Here is a 17,060-nt window from a genome sequence, read left to right as displayed (position 1 = left end):
AACCGATAAGCCGCCTTAGCATTTACCCTGAAAAACAACAAAATGGAACCATTAGTCTCAATTTTCGGTGTTAGTATGCTCAGACCTTAGAAAAAGTATCAAATAAAGAGACAAAACATGTCAGTATTCAATAAGAACGCGGCTGCTCTGCTGGCTTGCATCCCGCTGGCCCTTCCTCTGGCTGCACAGGCCCAAGGCTATCCCCAGCGTCCCGTCACGCTCGTCGTTCCCTTCGTGGCCGGGGGGGCCTTCGACGTCGTGGCCCGCCTGGCGGCCGAACGCCTGCGCACCGAACTGGGTCAGCAGTTCATCGTGGAGAACAAGCCGGGAGCCGGCGGCACGCTGGGCGGGCGCATCGTCTCCCAGGCCAGACCCGACGGCTACACCATCCTGCTCTCGGGCGTGGGGCCCATCTCGATCTCCCCCGCCGTCTACAAGAACCTGGGCTACGATCCCGCCAAAGCCCTGGCGCCGGTGGTCCAGCTGACCTCCTCGCCTTTCGTGCTGGCAACCAGCCAGGCCTTTCCGGGCAGCACCGTGCCCGAATTCATCCAGTTCCTGAACGACAAGCCGGGAGCATACAACTATGCCTCGACGGGAAACGGCACCCTGGTCCACCTGGCCGGCGAGTACTTCCGCCACAGCGCCGAGGTCCAGTTCGAACACATTCCCTACGCGGGCGGATCGCAGACGGCCCTGGCGCTGCTCAACGGCGAAGCCACCTTCTCGATCACCAACATTCCCAACGTGCTGCCGCAAATCCAGGCGGGCAAGCTCAAGGCTCTGGCCACCACGGGGGCGCGACGCCCCTCCGCCCTGCCCGATCTGCCCACCATGACCGAGGCAGGCGTGAAGGACTTCGAGTTCTCCGGCTGGATCGGCATCTTCGCGCCGGCGGGCACGCCCGAGGACGTCATCACGACGCTCAACTCCGCCTTCAACAAGGCGATGAGCGATCCGGGAATGCGGGAGCGCCTCCAGCAGCAAGGAGACGAGGTGGCGACCGGAACGGTTGCGCAATTCAAACAATTCGTGGCCGAGAGCGATGCCAAGTGGAAGGCGGTCGCAACCCAGGCCCAGGTCTCCATTGACTGAGGCCGCCATGCCCTGCAAATTCAATACGCTCAAAGAGCGCGTGGACCGAGGCGAGCGCTTGATCGGCCTCTGGAGCTCCCTGACCAGCGCCACGGCAGTGGAAGTGCTGTCCAGCACCGATTACGACTGGCTCCTGCTGGACATGGAGCACGCTCCGAACAGCCTGGGCGACATCATCGACCAACTGCGCGTGCTGGACTCCTCTCAAGTAAGCGGCTTCGTGCGTCCGCCCGGCAACGATCGCGTCACCATCAAGCGCCTGCTGGACGCCGGGGCCAAGAACCTGCTCTTTCCCTATGTCGAGAATGTCGGGCAGGCGCGGGACATCATCCATGCCACCCGCTATGCCCCCGCAGGCGCGCGCGGCGTGTCCACGGCCGGGCGCGCCGCCCGGTATGGACAACAGCCCGGCTACCTGGCCGACGCAGCCCGGGAAATCGTGATCGCCATCCAGATCGAGACCGTGCAAGCGCTCGAATCCATCCCCGAATTCACCTGCCTGCCTGAAATCGACATTCTTTTTTTCGGACCGGCCGACCTGTCCGCCGACATGGGCCATCTGGGCGAACCCGAGCATCCCCGCGTCAAGGCCGCCATCGTGGAAGGGATCCGGCAGGCCGAGGCGGCCGGCAAGATGGCCGGCGTGCTGGCGCCCAACCTGGACCTGGCCAGCGACTACTACAAGGCTGGAGCCAGGCTGATCGCAATAGGCAGCGACATACAATGCCTGCGCTCGGCCGCCGCAGCCGCCCTGTGCACTGCACAGGACAGGCTGTCCTGAGCAGGCGCCTGGCCAGAGGGCTGCAAGCGCTCTTCGAACGCCCTTTGGACAGCGCGGCATTTTTTCATACGGATGCTTGCATCTGGTGCGAAATGCACGACCGGAAGGTCCTAGCATGAAACGGCAGCAAGTCCCGCGTCACTTTCTTTTCGACAAGGAGCAAGCATGCCTCTCACGCCAGACCCCAGACTCGCGCCAGGCCCTGAGCCCGATCCCCGCAGACCGCCCGTCCCCAGCCCGGATCGCACGCCCTACCCCGGCCACAAGCCTGACCAGCCGCCGGAAATCGATCCGGACCGCAGCCCCGTGGAACTCCCCCCGGAGCCGCCTGCGCAGCCGGACCCCAACGATCCGCCCGGCTCGTGATCAAGGGGCGGCCGCCCCCGGGCAAGAGCCCGGGAGCGACCCGGGCGGGCCTTTCAACTACTTCGTGGTGTAGCCGCCATTGACGAGAATGGTCTGGCCCGTGATCCACCAGCCGTCGCTCACCAGATGGCGGATGAACGGCACCACGTCCTCGATGTCGGTCAGCCCCGTGTGGCTGAATGGGGACAGGGCGGCCGCCGTCTTGTGATAGGCCACCGCATCCTCGCCTTCAGCGGGATAGAAAAACGGAGTGTCCATGGGGCCGGGGCCCACGGCCGTCACTGAAATGCCGCGCGCGCCCAGCTCCTTGGCGGCCGCGCGGGTGAAATGCTCCACCGGGGCCTTGGTGCCGGCATAAGCGGCATAAAAGGGCGTAAAGGCGCCCAGCAGGGAGGTCACCAGCGTGCAGATCTTGCCCCCGTCCTGCACATGCCGGCCTGCTTCCTTCAGAAAGAAGAAGGCGCTTTTGGCATTGACGGCGCTCATTTCATCGTACTCCGCCTCGCTGACCTCCAGAATGGGCTTCTTGAGCACCTTGCCCACGGTATTGATGGCGATGTGGGGCCTGCCCACGGCGGCAACCGCGTCGACGAACAAGCGCTCGACGGCGCCCGCCGAACTCAGGTCCGCCTGCAGGGCCACTGCCTTGGCCCCTGTCTTGCGGATGGCGGCCAGGGTGGCCTCGGCATCGTCCTTGGAGGCCGCGCTATGGTAGTGGATCGCCACGGCCGCAGCGCCGTGCGCGGCCAGGTCGCGGGCGATCAGGCCGCCCAGGTTCTTGGCGCCGCCGGCCACGAGCACGACTTTGCCTTCGATACTGTGTTGAGTCATGGAGATCTCCTTTTGGGATGAGGGATTCCATGACTTTATTTAGCAATTGAAGCCGAATAAATCCAGGCTTTGCATCTACACTATCCAGAAATCATTACCAATGCATCCCATGGACCGCATCGACCAGTTCCGCATCTTCATCCGTGTCGCCCACAGCGGCGGATTCACCGCGGCAGCCGAACAGTTGGGCCTGCCGCGGCCCACGATCTCGCTGGCGATCCAGCAACTGGAAAACCGGCTGGGCGCGCGGCTCTTCAACCGCACGACCCGCCGCGTAAGCCTGACCCGCGATGGAGAGGCACTGCTGGAGCGCGCCATGGCCCTGGTGAACGACAGCGAGGAACTGGAGCATCTGTTCAAGCCCGACATCCGCGGCCTGAACGGGCGCCTGCGCGTGGACCTGCCCAGCCGCCTTGCGCGGCGGCAGGTGGCGCCGGCCCTGCCCCGGTTTCTGGAACGCCATCCCGGCATCCAGATAGACCTGGGTTCCAGCGATCGTACCGTGGACCTGGTGCACGAAGGCGTGGACTGCGCCGTGAGAGTGGGCGAGATGGCGGCCAGCAGCCTGGTGGCGCGGCCGCTGGGCGTGTTCAGAATGATCAATTGCGCCAGCCCCTCCTACCTGGCGCGCCATGGAACGCCCCATATCCCGCAGGATCTGGCGCAGCACTACGCCATCCATTACGCGGCGCCAGCCGCAGGCCGCCTCGCCCCCTGGGAGTGGCGCGAGCAGGGACAGACGCACACACAGGCGATGCAGACGCGGGTGTCGGCCAATAATGCCGAAACCTACATCGCCTGCTGCCTGGCGGGCCTGGGACTGATACAGATCCCTGCCTTCGACGTGCAGGAGCATCTGCACAGCGGCGAGCTGGTTCAGGTACTGCAGGACTGGCCGGCGCCCAGCATGCCGGTGCAGATCGTCTACCCGCACCGGCGTCATCTGTCGCGACGCGTCCAGGTCTTCAGCACGTGGCTGGCCGACATCCTGGCCCCCTGCCTGGACACGGGCGACGCGGACCTGCCCGACGCCTGAGTCCTCGCCGCAACAGCCGCCCGGCAGGTTACGATACACGCCGTTGCGCCAACATCTCAGGCGCGCCATTTCAAGGGAACCATACATGCATAAGCACCTGCTTGCACTGCTCGCCCTGACGGCATCCTTCGCCGCCCACGCCAACGACAGCTACAAGGCCGTCGACGCGCAGCTCAACAAGACGTATCAGGAAATCGTCGCCCGTCTCAAAGACGATGCGGACGGCAAGAAATCGCTGGTGGACGCGCAGCGGGCCTGGATGAAGTTCCGGGACGCGGAATGCAAATTCCAGGCCTCGGCGGTCGACGGCGGCAGCGCCTATCCCTTGGCCATGCAGGCCTGCCTGGAAGCCGTGACTCGGCAGCGCGTCCGGGAACTGGAACGCTACACGTCCTGCGAGGAAGGGGACCTCACCTGCCCCGTTCCGCGCTGAGCCTGCCCGACGCCGCTGCAAGACCGCCGGCTTCCCAAGCCGACGGCCACGGCGGAACGTACGCGCAAGCCGTATAAGGTGCCAATCCCACATCCCGCTGGATTTTCTGTTTGATGAAAGATACTTGTGGCCGGGTCGATGCCATCGATACTTTGAAGATTGGACGGGGCGGGTCGAATGATCATCCCCGTCCGAATTTCATGCGCCTTGAACGGCGTCTTCAAAAAGCCGGTTCGGCAGCATGTGTCGCTCACAACAACGGCGCCAGCGCCGGCAGCAAATGCATGCCCGTGCGCCGCACGAATTCCTCGTAGCTGATGGGCGGGCCCGCCTTGGTCGCGGCATCGTTGGCCTGCCAATGCACCCACGACCGGCGAGTGGTGGCGTCATATACCAGCTTGAACAGATGGCCGGGCACAGCCACCCTGCCCTGGCCTATGGTGGGCGGCCGCGCCGCGAATACCGGCCCCGTGAACACATACACATCGCCGGCGGCGCGTTGCACGTATTTGCGGGTGTCCCCTTCGATCTGATTCCAGGGCCCGCCGTTGTGAGCCTGGTTCTGCGGCACCATATTGGCCAGGGAGAAACTCTGCGCCATGCCCTGTTCGTCAGCCATGTCGCCGGCCGGGGCCATGTGCCCGCGCGAATAGCCCGAACCGCGATAGTCTGCCAGCTCGGCCCGTTCGGACGCCGGCAGGCGGCCTTCCGCATAGAACTTGTCGGTGCGTGGCAGGCCTTGCCCGGCCTGCAGGGCACGCCGGTTCAGACGCTCCACCACGAAGACGGGCGTCTTGGTCTGGCCGCTGTGCAAGATCGCAAACGAACTGAAGCACAACTCGCGCAGCGTGTAGGCCGCCGGCACCACCGGAGGCTTGCCGGGAAAGAACTGCGGGCATTGCGCAAACGAAGTCTGGACATAGCCATCGGCCGGCGCCGCTGGGGGCGCGACGGCGGACGAGGCCTGCGGCCACTCCAGCTTCGCCAGGACCTGATCCAGGTCCGGCCAATCCCGTAACTGCGGATGAAGAGCGCAACTGGCCGCTCCGAACGCCGCCAGCGCCGAAGCCCCCGCTGACTTCAGAAAACGGATGAGGCTTGCCGCCCCTGACTTGTTCCTGCCCGATGATTTTCTTGTCGATACTGCTTTTTTCTTTCTGCTCATGCCGCTCGTACTGGATGCAGCCGCCGGCCCGCATCGTTGCACCGGCAGCGCACCGATTATAAGCAGCCCTGCCGTCCTGCATCCTGTCATACCGGAACGGACTTGTAAAAGTCGTTACATACAGACCAATGACACTGCACGGCGAGAAGGAACTGACATACGTTTGCGTGGAAGCGGACGTAGATACGGACGCGATGCACATGATCCCGATACTCGTTAAAGCCGGCTCGCCGACAAACTCACCAGATGTCTCTCATGGCTGCCCGCGGGCATGAACTAATAGTAGTTTTGTTGCGTTATATACCGAAACCGATACCAATCGAATATGTATAAACCATCCAATATAACTCATATTTATAAAGAGAGATTTTCTGTTACACTGGAATCTTCCTATGCAATAGACACCTATCCCTTGATTGCGCAGATCATGAATTCCAGAAACCTGATTTTCGGCCTATGCGCAGCGCTGCTCGCTTTCTGGTTTCTTCCCTTTGCCCATATCAACAACAGCCTGGCTCAGGCCTCGGACGCCTATTCCGGCTGGAGCGCCGGTTTTTTCGGCTTTCTCCTGCCGCTGTCCGTCCTGGCCGTCGCCAGCCTGATCTGGGCCGACAAGGTCCGGTTCGCCTGGCTCGCCATGGCCGCACACATCGGCATCTTCGCCTCCACGATCAAAAGCATCTGCGAAAAGTCGCTGTTGTTCTCCAAGGTATGCGGCATGGGCGTCACCTTTTCCTACGGCTCCATCATCTATGGCCTGTGCACCGCCGCGCTGTGCGTGATGCTGCTGACTTACAGAAAGCCGCCGGCCTTCTGAGTCTCCTCAGGACGCCCCTGGCGTCTCCGGGCGGCCTGCATGACCATGCTGGTCTGCTGCATCAGGGCGCAAGCCTCTCATCAGGCTGCGTCCCGGGCGCAATACCCGGCCGCACGCAATCAGGGCCTGACCCTGGGCCGGGGCCAGGAAATTCACCTTGTATCCGACGCTCAGCGGTCGTCCTTGCCCGAACTCGAGCTCGACATGAACCGCAAGCCTGGCGCGAAGACGTGCACTCAGAACGGCCAGAAGATGGGAATGAATATCACGCCCAGCACCCAGAAGATCAGGTTCAAGGGCAAGCCGACCTTGATGAAGTCGACAAAGCGATACCCTCCCGCCCCATACACCATGGTGTTGGTCTGGTAGCCCACCGGGGTGGCAAAACTGGTGGAGGCCGCAAAAGTGACCGCGATCAGAAATGGCGTGGCATCCACTTCCAGCATCCGGGCGGTGGACATGCCGATGGGGGTCAGCAGCACCGCTGTCGCCGCATTGCTCATGAATTCGGTCAGCAGCAAGGCCATCAGGTAGAGCACCGCCAACACCACCAGCGGGCCGGAGGAACGGACCAGACCGATGGAGTTCTCGACCAGGAACTGCGCCGCGCCCGTCTCGCTCATGGCCACTCCCAGCGGCAGCAGGCCCGCCAGCAGGATGATGATGCGCCAGTCTATGGCGTCATAGACTTCGTCGGCACTCAGGCAGCCCGCCAGGGTCATGGCTACGGCGCCGGCCAGCGAAGCGATGGCGATGGGCACCCAGCCCAAGGCCGACACGGCGATGACCAGCGCCATGGTGAACAGCGCGAACGGCGCCCGCCAGCCCATGGGCTTCTCCGCCTCGCGCTCGGACAGCACGATGACATTGGTGTCCGAGCGCAAGGCGGCCTTCTCCGAAGCCGGCGTCAGCATCAGGAGAATGTCGCCCACCCGCAAGCGCACATCGCGCAGTTTCTCACGCAGCACCTGACCGCGCCTGTGAATGCCCAGCACTGTCGCCTGGTGATGCCAGCGGGGATCCAGAGTGCCCAGCGTGCTGCCACTGATGCGCGAGCGCGGCGCGATCATCACTTCGGTCAGCACCTGGTCCACATCCTCGAAGGAGCGTTGCTGCAGCTTGAACTGCGGATCCACTTCCAGGCCCGCCTGTTTGCGCAGTTCGTCCAGTTTGGTCCAGTCGCCCCGCGCCAGCAGCACATCGCCTTCCAGCAGCTCCTGTTCGCGCGGCGCCCAGACTTTGTCTTCGCCGCGCAACAGTTCCAGCACGAAGACGCCGTACTGCTCGCCCAGCTTGGCTTCTCCCACGGAGGCCCCGATCAGGGACGAATCTGGCATGACGCGCAGTTCCGTGATGTACTTGCCCAGCTCGTAATGTTCGACCAGCTCCGTACCGCGGGTGTCCGGCAGCAGCCAGCGGCCGACGGTCAGCAGATACAGGCAGCCGGCCGCCAGGCAGATGACGCCCAGCGCCGTGAACTCGAACATGCCGAAGCCGGGATGTCCCAGGTCGCGCGCGATCGCATTGACCAGCAGATTGGTGGAGGTGCCGACCAAAGTACACACGCCCGCCATCTGCGATACATAGGACAAAGGGATCAAGGCCTTGGAAGGCGACATGCCTATGTTGGCGGTGGCCGTCATCACGATAGGCATGAATACGGCGACGACGGCGGTATTGTTCACGAAAGGCGAAATGATAGACAGCACCAGGAACAGAATGAGCAGAAATTGCAGCGGCGAGCGGGCCCTGCCCAGCAAGCGGCCTATCCCCGACAGCGCGCCGCTGTTCTGCAGGCCCGCCGCCAGCACGAACATGGCCGCCACCGTGATCGTGGCCGGATTGCTGAATCCAGCCAGAGCCTGCCCTGGCGTGACCAGGCCCAGCACAGCCAGGCTGCTCAGCACCAGCAAGGCCACCGCGTCGATTCTGAGCTTCTCGGTCGCAAACAGGACAATCGCCACCAGGGCCGTGCACAGGACCACCGCGATTTCTGCCGTCATGCTGTCATGTCCCCCGCTTTTTTATTATTGAAGCATCCAATGGAAAGACAGGGCGCGATACCCATGGATATGGAATCCAGGACGCGATGCAAAGCCCTTGCAGAACATTCTGGAAGCAAAAAAAAATTATACACACCTGCCGCGAATTGAAAATATGCGGCGCGCCGATGGAATTGCCCTTGATTTCAGAGGCTGCAATGAAAGCAGTGCCCATACGGAAAAACCAGGAAAACCCGCTCGCGAGACGAAAAAAACCGCCGTCGAAACGGCGGTTTTCCAGGATGCGGGGTTACCAGCGAGTCCGGGCCCGGCCGCCTATGGTGGCGGCCAGGCTGGCCACGAACGCTCCCAGCAGCAAGGAAGCGAACCCCCAAAGGGCGAAGGCGGCAGCCGCCTTGCGAGCGGCATCCGCAGCTTCTCGAGCTTGCTGCTCCAGCTTCTGCGCGGCCTGCCGCGCCTGCTGCTGAACCGCGTCCAGGCGCTCCTGGGCCTGTTCGGGCGGCACGCCCGCGCGATCGGCCACCAGCCGCAGCAGATAATCGCTGTCCTGCGGGGAGACGTCGCCTTCCTGCAGGCTGCGCGCCAGGATACGGCCCACTTCCTTATCCGGATCGCCGCTGCGGGCCGCCGGATCGGCCGGCCTGAGCAATACGTCGGTGAAATAATCCAGGTTCAGTCCTTGCGCCTGGTCGCTGCCGGCGTCGGCCACCACGGCCGAGGCGGCCCCCAGACCCGCGCCCGCCAGACTCGCCCCCGCCTTGGCCGTTCCCGAAGCGATGGACGCGGCCGTGGAGCCCAGCATGAACAAGGCGACGACGGCGCTGACCGCCCATACCAGGAAACCATGGGCGGTATCGCGGAAGTAGATCTCGTCATTGGGCACGTCGATCCAGTTGGTGCGCAAGCGGCCCGTCACATACCCGGCAATGCCATAGGCAATGACATGGGTGGCGAACATCCAGACTATGGTGCCGATGGCCAGCGCCGAGCCGGACGCGCCGTCGCCGCTCCAAGGCGACACGGCCAGAAAACCCAATCCCGTGCCGCCGATGAACAAGGCGCCGGTCAGGGCCGCGCTGATGACAGCGCCTGCAATGACGGCTCCCCAGGAAACCGCGGAACGGGACGATTCCATCGTCCAGCGCGGGGCGTGTTCCGAACCAGGTGCAATTTGCGTATCAGGCATGGTCTTTCCTTTTCAAAAAGATGTCGACGCCCGGCGATTCAATGCCAGAACAAGGCCAACAAGATAATGATTGGAATAGGAACACCCAACAACCATAGCAGTATCGATCTCATGGCGCCTCCTCATAGTGTCAAAAAAGAATCTCTTCACTGCGGCCTGAAGCCAGCGGCATCGCATTCGATTATTGATTCATTCTAGGCACAGCCCCGGGCATCCTTGAACAAATGCCTGTAATAAGAAATGGAAAATTGTGAAGAATTCCGGCCTTGCCGCCGCAGTCTCCGCATCACGGACCAGGGCCGCTTCCAGCGTCGCATCCGTTTTGCAGCGCAGCATAAAATCATGGCGAGGACGCGCCGGACTCGGTTATCCTGTTGGCTCGACCTAAACCTCGGCCGTATCGGCGGCAAGTCCGCGCCCAGCGCGGCTTCTTTCCGCCGCCGGCGGCCTGACTCGACGCAGAGCCTAGACCATGAGCGATCTCCAACATCTGATCGACGATGCGTGGGAACACCGCGCCTCCATTTCCCCATCCCGGCACAACCCGGAACTGCGCAACGCCATCCATACTGTCATCGAGAAACTGGATTACGGCTCCCTGCGCGTGGCGGAAAAAATCGACGGAAACTGGATCGTGCATGACTGGATCAAGAAGGCCATCCTGCTGTCCTTCCGCCTGAACGACAACCGGGTCATGGGCGCCGAACCCGCCCCCTTCTACGACAAGGTGCCGTTGAAATTCGAGCGGTACGACCAGGCGGCCTTTGCGCAAGCGGGCTTTCGGGCGGTGCCCGGCGCCGTCGTGCGCCAGGGCGCCTACGTCGCTCCCGATGTGGTGCTGATGCCTTCCTTCGTGAACATCGGCGCCTATGTAGGCGAAGGCACCATGGTGGACACCTGGGCCACGGTGGGTTCCTGCGCACAGATAGGCAAGCACGTGCACCTGTCCGGCGGCGTAGGCATAGGCGGGGTGCTGGAACCCCTGCAGGCCAGCCCCACCATCATCGAGGACAACTGCTTCATCGGCGCGCGCTCCGAAGTCGTGGAAGGCGTCATCGTGGAGGAGAACTCCGTGCTGGCCATGGGGGTGTTCCTGTCGCAGAGCACCAAGATCTACGAACGCGAGACCGGCAAGATCTACCAGGGCCGCGTGCCCGCCGGCTCGGTCGTGGTGCCCGGCTCCCTGCCTTCCGAGGACGGGCGCTACAGCCTGGCCTGCGCCATCATCGTCAAACGCGTGGACGCCCGCACCCGCGCCAAGACCAGCATCAACGATTTGCTTCGCGCCTGAACATGAGCTCCGACAACCCTGTACTGAATACGCTTCAAGACCTCATCGCCCGTCCTTCGGTCACGCCGGACGACGCCGACTGCCAGCAATGGCTGGGCGAGCGCCTGGCCCGCGCGGGCTTCACGCTGGAGTCCCTGCCCAGCGGCCCGGTGCGCAACCTGTGGGCCCGCAAGGGCACCCAGGCGCCGCTGTTCGTCTTTGCCGGACATACGGACGTCGTGCCGCCAGGCCCCGAGCAGGCCTGGGATTCGCCTCCCTTCGAGCCCGTCATCCGCGACGGCCAGCTCTACGGCCGGGGCGCAGCGGACATGAAGGCCTCCATCGCCGCCTTCGTGCACGCGGCCGAGGAATTCATCCAGGCCAATCCTGAACATGCCGGCTCCATCGCCCTGCTGCTGACCTCCGACGAGGAAGGCCCGGCCATCGACGGCACGGTGCATGTCTGCCGGGTGCTCAAGGAACGCGGCGAACTGCCCGACTACTGCGTGGTGGGCGAGCCCACCAGCGCGCGCCAGCTGGGCGACATCATCAAGAACGGGCGGCGCGGCTCCCTGTCCGGCCACCTGATCGTACATGGCCGCCAAGGCCATGTGGCCTACCCGCAACTGGCGCGCAACCCCGTGCACCTGGCCGCCGGCGCCCTGACCGAGCTGGTCGAACGCATGTGGGACGCCGGCAATATGGACTTCCCGCCGACCACTTTCCAGATCTCGAACATCCATGCCGGCACGGGGGCCAGCAACGTCATTCCCGGCCAGCTGGACGTCCACTTCAATTTCCGTTTCTCGACCGAGCAGACGCCGGCAGGCCTGCAGGCCGAGGTAGAGTCCATCCTGCGCCGCCACGGCCTGGAGTTCACACTGGACTGGACGCTGGGCGGCGAACCTTTCCTGACCGAATCGGGCGCGCTCAGCCAGGCCCTGAGCCAGGCCATTGCAGCGGAAACCGGCGTGCAGGCGGAGCTTTCGACCACGGGAGGCACCTCGGACGGGCGTTTTATCGCTAAAATCTGCCCCCAGGTCGTGGAGTTCGGCCCGCTGAACGCCAGCATCCACCAGATCAACGAACACGTGGCCGTGGCCGACCTTCAACCCTTGAAGAACATCTACCGCCGCACATTGGAAACCCTGCTTTGCTAAGCCCCTCCATCGAAACCTCCGCCCTGCTGGACGCCCAGCAGGAACTGCAGACCGTGCGCGACCTGCTGCGCTGGTCGGTCAGCCAGATGAACCGCTGCGGCGTGGCCTTCGGGCACGGCAGCGACAATGCCTGGGACGAGGCCGCCTACCTGCTGCTGCACACCTTGCACCTGCCGCTGGACACGCTGGATCCTTACCTGGACGCCCGCGTGCTGCGCAGCGAGCGCGAACAATTCCTGGCGCTGATCGCCCGCCGCTGCAACGAGCGCCTGCCGGCCGCCTACCTGACCGGCGAAGCCTGGCTGCAGGGCCACCGTTTCCGCGTGACGCCCGACACCATCGTGCCGCGCTCGCCCATCGCCGAGCTGCTGTCCGAGCAGCTCCAACCCTGGATCGCCGACCCGGACGCCGTCTACAGCGCGCTGGATCTGTGCACGGGCACCGGCTGCCTGGCCATCCTGACCGCGCTGGCCTTTCCCCAGGCCCAGGTGGACGCGGTGGATCTGTCCGACGCCGCCCTGGCCGTGGCCCAGTCCAACATCGACGACTTCGGCCTGAGCGAACGGGTGACGCTGCACAAGAGCGACCTGCTGGACCAACTGCCCGACGCGGCCTACGACCTGATCATCTGCAATCCGCCCTACGTCAACGAATCGTCCATGCAGGCGCTGCCCGCAGAATACGTGCACGAGCCCCGGCTGGCGTTGGCCGGCGGCGAAGACGGCATGGACCTGGTGCGCCGCATCCTGGATGCCGCCCCCGACTTCCTGGCGCCCAACGGCGTCCTGGTGCTGGAAATAGGCCATGAATACGACAACTTCCTGGCCGCCTTCCCCGAACTGGATCCGGTGTGGCTCAGCACCGAAACCGCCGAGGACCAGATCCTGCTGCTGACCCGGGAGCAACTGGCTCCGTGATACGCGCAACTGGAATCACGCTGCGGCGCGGCGTCAAGGTGCTGCTGGAAGACACCGAATTCATCGTCAATCCCGGCGAGCGCCTGGGCATCGTGGGCAAGAACGGCGCGGGCAAGTCCTCGCTGTTCGCCCTGCTGCAAGGCGAGCTGGACCTGGACGCGGGCGACCTGAGCATCCCCGAGGCCTGGGAAGTCGCCAGCGTGCGCCAGACCATTCCGGACCGCAACCGTGCGGCGCGCGAATTCGTCATCGACGGCGACGTGCGCCTGCGCGCCTTGCAGCAGGCGCGCGCCGATACGCCCGACTCGGACGGCCAGCGCATCGCCGAGCTGGAAAACGCCCTGGTGGAGGCCGACGCCTGGTCCGCGCCGTCGCGCGCCGAACAGTTGCTGGCCGGCCTGGGCTTTCGCCCCGACCAGTGGATGCTGCCGGTGCGCGAGTTCTCCGGCGGCTGGCAGATGCGCCTGTCTCTGGCGCGCGCCCTGATGGCGCCGTCCGACCTGCTTCTGCTGGACGAACCCACCAACCACCTGGACCTGGACGCCATGCTCTGGCTGGAACGCTGGCTGGCCTCCTATCCGGGCACCGTGCTGCTCATTTCGCACGACACCGAATTCCTGGACGCGGTGGCCCGCTCCATCCTGCACCTGGACCATGGCAAGCTGGTCCGCTACAAGGGCGGCTACAACGACTTTCTGGCGCAGCGTGCCGAACGCGTGCAGCAAAGCCAGATCGCCTACGAGCGCCAGACGCGCGAGGCCGCCCGCCTGCAAAGCTTCATCGACCGTTTCAAGGCCCAGGCCACCAAGGCCAAGCAGGCGCAAAGCCGCGTGAAGGCGCTGGCGCGCATGCAGACCCTGGCGCCGCTGCGCGTGGAGTCCGGCGTATCCATACGCCTGCCCTCGCCCGAGTACACGCCCGATCCGCTGCTGACGCTGGAGCAGGCCGACCTGGGCTACCCGGACCGCCCGGCTCCCATCCTGAGGGGCGTGCGCCTGATGGTGCGCGGCGGCGCGCGCGTGGGCGTGCTGGGCATGAATGGCGCGGGCAAGTCCACGCTGGTCAAGACCCTGGCCGGCAAGCTGGCGCCGCTGAGCGGCGAACGGCTCGAATCCAAGGGCCTGGTCATCGGCTACTTCGCCCAGCACCAGCTCGATTCCATCGACCCCGAATCCTCGCCCCTGCAGCACCTGGCGCGCCTGGCCCCGGACACGCGCGAGCAGGAACTGCGCAACTACCTGGGCTCGTTCGGGTTCAGCGGCGACATGGCCGCCAGTCCCACCGCGCCGTTCTCGGGCGGTGAAAAGGCCCGCCTGGCCCTGGCCCTGATCGTCTGGCAGAAGCCCAACCTGCTCCTGCTGGACGAACCCACCAACCACCTGGACGTGGACACCCGGGAAGCCTTGGCCGACGCCCTGGCCGACTACGGCGGCAGCGTGCTGCTGGTCTCTCACGACCGCCACCTGCTGCGCTCCACTGTGGATTCGTTCTGGATCGTGGCCGACGGCGGGCTGCAGGAATTCGACGGCGACCTGGAAGACTACCGGGACTGGCTGCTGGCGCGCAGCGCCCAGGCCCGCTCCGACGCCCGGCAGGAAACGCGGGCCGACGGAAACGAGGTCGTGGACCGCAAGGCCCAGCGCCGCCAGGAGGCGGAACTGCGCCAGCGCCAGGCCCAGCAGCGCAAGCCGCTGGAGGCCAGGCTGAAGAAAGTGGAAGCCGCCATGGACCAGGCCGCCGCGCGCCTGCAGGAACTCGATGCCCTGATGCAGGACCCGGACTTCTATTCCGACGCCTACAAGGACCAGCGCCCCGCGCTGATGGCCGAACATGGCGAGCGCAGCAAGGAGCGCGACGCGCTGGAAGAAGAATGGCTGGAACTGCAGGAAGCCATCGAGGACATCAACCGGCAGGAATGAAGCCGCGCTGGGACGCGCGCACGGCCTCGACGGGGCAAAAGAGGCCGTGGCAGCATCACGGATGATGCCGCAGGCCGCCTTTTCGCCGCTGATCTGCGTGCGACGCACCTCGGTGAGCCATAAGCAAAAAAAGCAACAAACCCATTAAAGTAAGCTGCTTGCGCTCGAAGAAAGCCATAAAAAAACTCCCCCGAAGGGGAGCCTGGCGCCTGACCGGCAATAGGATTACTGCCCGGCCACCGAGTTGACATACCCGGCCACGGCCTGGCGTTCCTCATCGCTGAGCGTCTGGGCAAACGAGGGCATGGCGCCCATGCCTTCCTGCATGACCTTCAGGATCTGCTCGCGCGAGGGCTTGAGTTCGTCCAGGTTGGGGCCGATGGCTCCGGCCGACCCCGCGTCATCCAGGGTGTGGCAGACCGCGCAGGCTATCGGCTTGGCTCCGGTCAGGAACAATTCCTTGCCCTGGGTATTGTCGTCGGCCTGGGCCTGGCCGGCTGCCGCCAGCATCCATACTGCTGCTACAAGGTATTTCTTCATGATCATCCATTCACAACCGCCCCGGCGCGCCGGGGCGGATTCAACATTCCATGCTCAGATTACGGTGACAGCCAGCATATGGTCGCGCCAGCTGTTGTTGAGGTAGCCGTGGCTGTTGGCTGCGCGTTCCTCGGGCTGCACGGTGCCGGCCTGGCTGGTGGCGCGGCTGGCGATCTCGTACTTGCCGGGCTTCAAGTCCATCCCCACCACGAACTGGCGCCAGGCGTACTTGCCCAGGTCAGGGCCGACGAAAGCGGCTTTCTTCCAGGTCTTGCCGCCGTCCACCGACACCTCGACTTCCTTGGCGGCCGACATGCCGCCAAACGCCAGTCCCTGGATCTGCACCATGCCGGCCTTGATCTCCTCGCCCGGCTCGCCCGTGGGGCTGGTCACAAAGGACTTGACGGGCATCTCCCAGACTGATTCCTGGTTGACGTTGGTCTTCTCGCCCAGCGGCGTCATGCGGTAGCTGTTCTGCTGGATACTGGCGGCCGACTGCTCCTTGCCGAAGGCCAACTGCTTGATGTATTTGACATTGTTCACGCCGGTATAGCCGGGCACGACCAGCCGCAGCGGTCCTCCATGGGCCAGCGGAATGGGCTCGCCGTTGATTTCCCAGGCCAGGATGGCATCGTCGATGGCTTCGACCGGAATCGAGCGCTCCACCATGACGGTATTGGGATCCAGACCCTGCGGGATTTCCTCGCCGCCCGTGCCCGTCATGTACTTGGCGCCCGGCTCCATGCCGCCCGTCGCTTCCAGGACGGCCTTGATGGGCACGCCGGAAAACACCACGCAGCCGGCGGCGCCCACCGTCCATTTGGTGCCGCTGGGCTTCTCGGGGAAATAGGCCCGGCCATTGCCCGAGCATTGCAGCACCATGGGCACGGCCACCAGTCCCAGACGCTTGAGGTCGGCCACCGTCAGGTCCTTGGGCTGCTTGACGCCTTTGATCGACACGACCCAGGCATCCGGATCGGCCACGATCTTTTCCGAAGGAGGTGCCACGTTGTTGCGCACGAACAGGCGATCGAGCGGGGTGATCAGGCCCGAACCAAAGGCGCTGCGCTTGGTTTCGATGGTGTTGGCGCTGTGCACGATCAGGCTGTCGGCATGCTTCCAGGACGCATAGGCCGGCAGGGCCTTGGCTTCGGATTTCGCCTTTTCCTGCGCCAGGGCCTGGGACAGCGGCGTCAAGCCGCCGACGCCGGCCAGCGCCACCACTCCCCCCGTGGACAGAAGCATGCGTCGCCGTGAAAGATTGCTGGGTTCCATTCTCGCCTCCATGTGTTTTGCATGTATGCATTTAATTTAGGCTTCGATTTTATGGAGGCAATAAGCTTATAACCAGAATTTATAACCCTAGTACATAACGGTCCAGCTTGAGCTGTATTTCTGCCCTGCCTGGCTCGACAGCCCCATGAATTCAGGGCCTGGCTGGATCCATAGGCATTCATGCACAGGACAAACAGGGACGGATGCGCTGCTTGAATCGAGCGCAATGCATCATGCTGGAACGGTGTCCAGCGCCCGCATGCCTG

General features: G+C 64.2%; 16 protein-coding genes. 10 read left to right on the top strand and 6 right to left on the bottom strand.

The window, feature by feature from the left end; genetic code table 11:
- Positions 1–117: 117 nt before the first annotated feature.
- The 3 genes from ACF3ND_RS07055 to ACF3ND_RS07045 all read left to right on the top strand — a co-directional run bounded on the left by ACF3ND_RS07055 (position 118) and on the right by ACF3ND_RS07045 (position 2,242).
- Entirely contained in the window at positions 118–1,095 is a 978-nt protein-coding gene (locus tag ACF3ND_RS07055; RefSeq protein ID WP_394065366.1) for a Bug family tripartite tricarboxylate transporter substrate binding protein, read from the top strand.
- A 7-nt stretch (positions 1,096–1,102) separates the two neighbouring features.
- Entirely contained in the window at positions 1,103–1,876 is a 774-nt protein-coding gene (locus ACF3ND_RS07050; protein ID WP_394065365.1) for an HpcH/HpaI aldolase/citrate lyase family protein, read from the top strand.
- 165 nt (positions 1,877–2,041) lie between these two features.
- On the top strand, positions 2,042–2,242 hold the full coding sequence (locus ACF3ND_RS07045; RefSeq protein WP_394065364.1) for a hypothetical protein: 201 nt from the start codon (positions 2,042–2,044) through the stop codon (positions 2,240–2,242).
- A 57-nt stretch (positions 2,243–2,299) separates the two neighbouring features.
- On the opposite strand, the gene ACF3ND_RS07040 is transcribed toward ACF3ND_RS07045, so the two are convergent.
- Positions 2,300–3,073 carry an SDR family oxidoreductase gene (locus tag ACF3ND_RS07040; protein ID WP_394065363.1) on the bottom strand — a complete coding sequence of 258 codons (774 nt, stop codon included), beginning with the start codon at positions 3,071–3,073 and terminating at the stop codon, positions 2,300–2,302.
- Positions 3,074–3,182: 109 nt separating this feature from the next.
- Between ACF3ND_RS07040 and ACF3ND_RS07035 the strand changes: the two genes are divergently transcribed.
- Positions 3,183–4,109: a LysR family transcriptional regulator gene (locus ACF3ND_RS07035; protein ID WP_394065362.1), complete on the top strand. Its 927-nt coding sequence runs from the start codon at positions 3,183–3,185 to the stop codon at positions 4,107–4,109.
- An 85-nt stretch (positions 4,110–4,194) separates the two neighbouring features.
- Complete coding sequence (locus ACF3ND_RS07030) at positions 4,195–4,542, top strand: lysozyme inhibitor LprI family protein (protein ID WP_394065361.1); 348 nt, start codon at positions 4,195–4,197, stop codon at positions 4,540–4,542.
- Between the two features lie 250 nt (positions 4,543–4,792).
- On the opposite strand, the gene ACF3ND_RS07025 is transcribed toward ACF3ND_RS07030, so the two are convergent.
- The gene (locus ACF3ND_RS07025) at positions 4,793–5,707 is read right to left on the bottom strand and encodes a DNA/RNA non-specific endonuclease (protein ID WP_394065360.1); all 915 of its coding nucleotides are present in this window, start codon (positions 5,705–5,707) and stop codon (positions 4,793–4,795) included.
- A gap of 427 nt (positions 5,708–6,134) precedes the next feature.
- Here ACF3ND_RS07025 and ACF3ND_RS07020 point away from each other — a divergent pair, with 427 nt between their 5' ends.
- A complete protein-coding gene (locus ACF3ND_RS07020) occupies positions 6,135–6,524 on the top strand; it encodes a DUF202 domain-containing protein (protein WP_394065359.1) in 390 nt (129 codons plus the stop codon).
- 236 nt (positions 6,525–6,760) lie between these two features.
- Here ACF3ND_RS07020 and ACF3ND_RS07015 read toward each other — a convergent pair whose 3' ends face one another.
- Together ACF3ND_RS07015 and ACF3ND_RS07010 are read right to left on the bottom strand one after the other, a co-directional pair.
- A complete protein-coding gene (locus ACF3ND_RS07015) occupies positions 6,761–8,527 on the bottom strand; it encodes an SLC13 family permease (protein WP_394065358.1) in 1,767 nt (588 codons plus the stop codon).
- A gap of 289 nt (positions 8,528–8,816) precedes the next feature.
- Positions 8,817–9,713, bottom strand: a complete 897-nt coding sequence (locus ACF3ND_RS07010) for a hypothetical protein (protein ID WP_394065357.1) — start codon at positions 9,711–9,713, stop codon at positions 8,817–8,819.
- 472 nt (positions 9,714–10,185) lie between these two features.
- Here ACF3ND_RS07010 and dapD point away from each other — a divergent pair, with 472 nt between their 5' ends.
- From dapD to ACF3ND_RS06990, 4 genes are read left to right on the top strand one after another with little or no spacing between them, the layout of a single operon-like run.
- Positions 10,186–11,004, top strand: coding sequence for a 2,3,4,5-tetrahydropyridine-2,6-dicarboxylate N-succinyltransferase (dapD, locus tag ACF3ND_RS07005; RefSeq protein WP_394065356.1), 819 nt, complete (start codon positions 10,186–10,188; stop codon positions 11,002–11,004).
- Positions 11,005–11,006: 2 nt separating this feature from the next.
- Positions 11,007–12,143: a succinyl-diaminopimelate desuccinylase gene (gene dapE, locus ACF3ND_RS07000; RefSeq protein ID WP_394065355.1), complete on the top strand. Its 1,137-nt coding sequence runs from the start codon at positions 11,007–11,009 to the stop codon at positions 12,141–12,143.
- Positions 12,137–13,060 (top strand): 50S ribosomal protein L3 N(5)-glutamine methyltransferase, encoded by a 924-nt coding sequence (prmB, locus tag ACF3ND_RS06995; RefSeq protein WP_394065354.1) that lies wholly within the window; start codon positions 12,137–12,139, stop codon positions 13,058–13,060. Before dapE ends, prmB begins: the two co-directional genes overlap by 7 nt.
- Positions 13,057–14,979: an ATP-binding cassette domain-containing protein gene (locus ACF3ND_RS06990; RefSeq protein WP_394065353.1), complete on the top strand. Its 1,923-nt coding sequence runs from the start codon at positions 13,057–13,059 to the stop codon at positions 14,977–14,979. Before prmB ends, ACF3ND_RS06990 begins: the two co-directional genes overlap by 4 nt.
- A gap of 225 nt (positions 14,980–15,204) precedes the next feature.
- On the opposite strand, the gene ACF3ND_RS06985 is transcribed toward ACF3ND_RS06990, so the two are convergent.
- Positions 15,205–15,519 (bottom strand): c-type cytochrome, encoded by a 315-nt coding sequence (locus ACF3ND_RS06985; RefSeq protein WP_394065352.1) that lies wholly within the window; start codon positions 15,517–15,519, stop codon positions 15,205–15,207.
- Between the two features lie 54 nt (positions 15,520–15,573).
- Positions 15,574–16,764: a sulfite oxidase gene (locus ACF3ND_RS06980; protein WP_394065351.1), complete on the bottom strand. Its 1,191-nt coding sequence runs from the start codon at positions 16,762–16,764 to the stop codon at positions 15,574–15,576.
- Positions 16,765–17,060 lie beyond the last annotated feature (296 nt).

Source organism: Alcaligenes sp. WGS1538 (assembly GCF_043187505.1).
Lineage (GTDB): Bacteria > Pseudomonadota > Gammaproteobacteria > Burkholderiales > Burkholderiaceae_B > Alcaligenes.
The sequence above is the reverse complement of the archived record's forward strand: the minus strand, read 5'-3'. Positions and strand labels throughout refer to the sequence as shown.